Source organism: Thermotalea metallivorans, from assembly GCF_001562415.1.
Classification (GTDB): domain Bacteria; phylum Bacillota; class Clostridia; order Peptostreptococcales; family Thermotaleaceae; genus Thermotalea; species Thermotalea metallivorans.
Map to the genome: position 1 here is coordinate 1 of NZ_LOEE01000094.1, position 1822 is coordinate 1822.

At 33.8% G+C, this 1822-nt stretch carries 2 protein-coding genes; both read left to right on the forward strand.

Annotated elements, in window-relative coordinates:
* Positions 1-209: 209 nt before the first annotated feature.
* Entirely contained in the window at positions 210-1394 is a 1185-nt protein-coding gene (locus AN619_RS15180) for a replication-relaxation family protein (RefSeq protein WP_242867425.1), read from the forward strand.
* A gap of 214 nt (positions 1395-1608) precedes the next feature.
* Positions 1609-1822, forward strand: a 214-nt coding sequence (locus tag AN619_RS15185) for a transposase (protein WP_068557942.1), incomplete at its 3' end; no start/stop codon positions are given.

Consider the following 1822-nt stretch of genomic DNA (forward strand, 5'->3'; position numbering starts at 1 on the left):
GTTCAAGAACCTCCCAACCGTTGATTTTAATGGGGTTTTGTCACTTCTATTATATCACAGAGAGGGGGCTTCTTGGACTTTTTTATTGCCCAAAACTATTGATTTTTCAATATTCATCGCACATCAACTTTGTGCGAAAGTTGATTTTTTATTTAAAAAATGAAGGAAAGGAGGTTTGAAGGTTGATAAGGGAATTATCGGAAAGAGATATGTTGTTACTTAGAGATTTATATGATCTGCAAATTTTATCTGCACGACAAATCAAGAGATTGTACTATGACGATAGGCAATACGGATACAACAGGATACGAACGTTGCAGGCAAAAGGCTGGTTAAACAGTAAGCCTTTGGTCCATCAAAGAAAAAAAGAAACACAATACTACTATTTAACAGAAATGGCCATTAGAAAGGTACTAGAAGGGCAAGAAAATTTAAAATACCGATCATCAAGTCAAAATAGACCAGATAATAAATATCAAGTAGAAAGACAACTAGCCATCAATGAAATTTATATTACGCTTAAACAACTAGAAAAAAGCAAGGGAACAGATATATGGGAATGGTTAGATAGCCGAAAGACGAAAGAAAAATTTGGATTAAACACGAACGATTATATTGCCGGCTGCCTAATAAATAAAAAAAGCCAAGACAGATATGGCATCTACCTGCCCTTTAAACTAAGTGACAAGGATGATATGAAATCCTTTTTTACAAAGATAAAAAACGAAATTCAGAAGAACCTTACCATAAGCAAATATATTATTTTTTGTCCCGATTCAGAAACCTTTGAAATTGTAAACAAAAACCTAAAAACAGAAGGGAGAGCAGTATCAATACTTCCTTTTCCGAAAGGGGTTAATCTATTATATAACTTCCTATCGGATTATGAAGAAAGTATATTAAAACTATATGAACAGCATTTTCAAATTCCTAAAGACAGCATAGAGAAGGAACCAGCGATCTATGCAACGCATAGCACTGCGGAGATATATCTAACAGAAATACTGACAAATGATGTTGCTAAAAAAGAACTTATTGAGCGGTACATAAACGATCAGAGAATCAATAAAAAGCTATGGGTGCTTTGCTGGACAACACAAGAAAAAGAACTGGCTGCCATAATTCAAGGTAGCGGAAAAGTTTTCATTTATCCCATCAGTTGGGCGAACTCCGAACTACTCAAAGGCATAGACGAAAAAGAAATGTTTGATAGAATACACAGAACAAACCAAGTACCCAAAGAAAAAAAAGCAGAAACTGTTGGTTTTTCTCTATGGGGAGAACCGCTAAAATATATAAAAAAATTACCAAAAGGGCAAAGATCCAGCTTTATTCAAGACCTAATAGAAAGTTATCTGGAAGGAAAAATAGAAGGTTATATAGCCGAAGAATAGGAGGGGAGATAAAAAAGTGCAAATAAAAATTAATGATAAAGTTTTTAAACCTATAGCACTAACCCTGAACGTCTGCATAATCATTATGATGTTGTATTTTATAGTGCTAAACACAACTTTCTTTCCGGAAAAAACATCTGATGTTAGTATATAAGTATGGACACAAAATAAGGTTTTAGATATACTAAAGATTTAAGAAAGGAAGTGTCCATAAATGACAAATCGAAGAACTTTTACAGAGGATTTCAAAACAATGATAGCAGATTTGGTACAATCCGGTAAAACAGTCAAGGAAGTCTGCAGCGAATATAGCCTAAGTGAAACAGCAGTCCGAAGTTGGGTAAAAAAGAAATCTCCAATTAACATAGAAGGAGATGTTACAAGCCTTGAAGAAATCAAGAAAATTAAAAAAGAAATTGCAAAGCTCA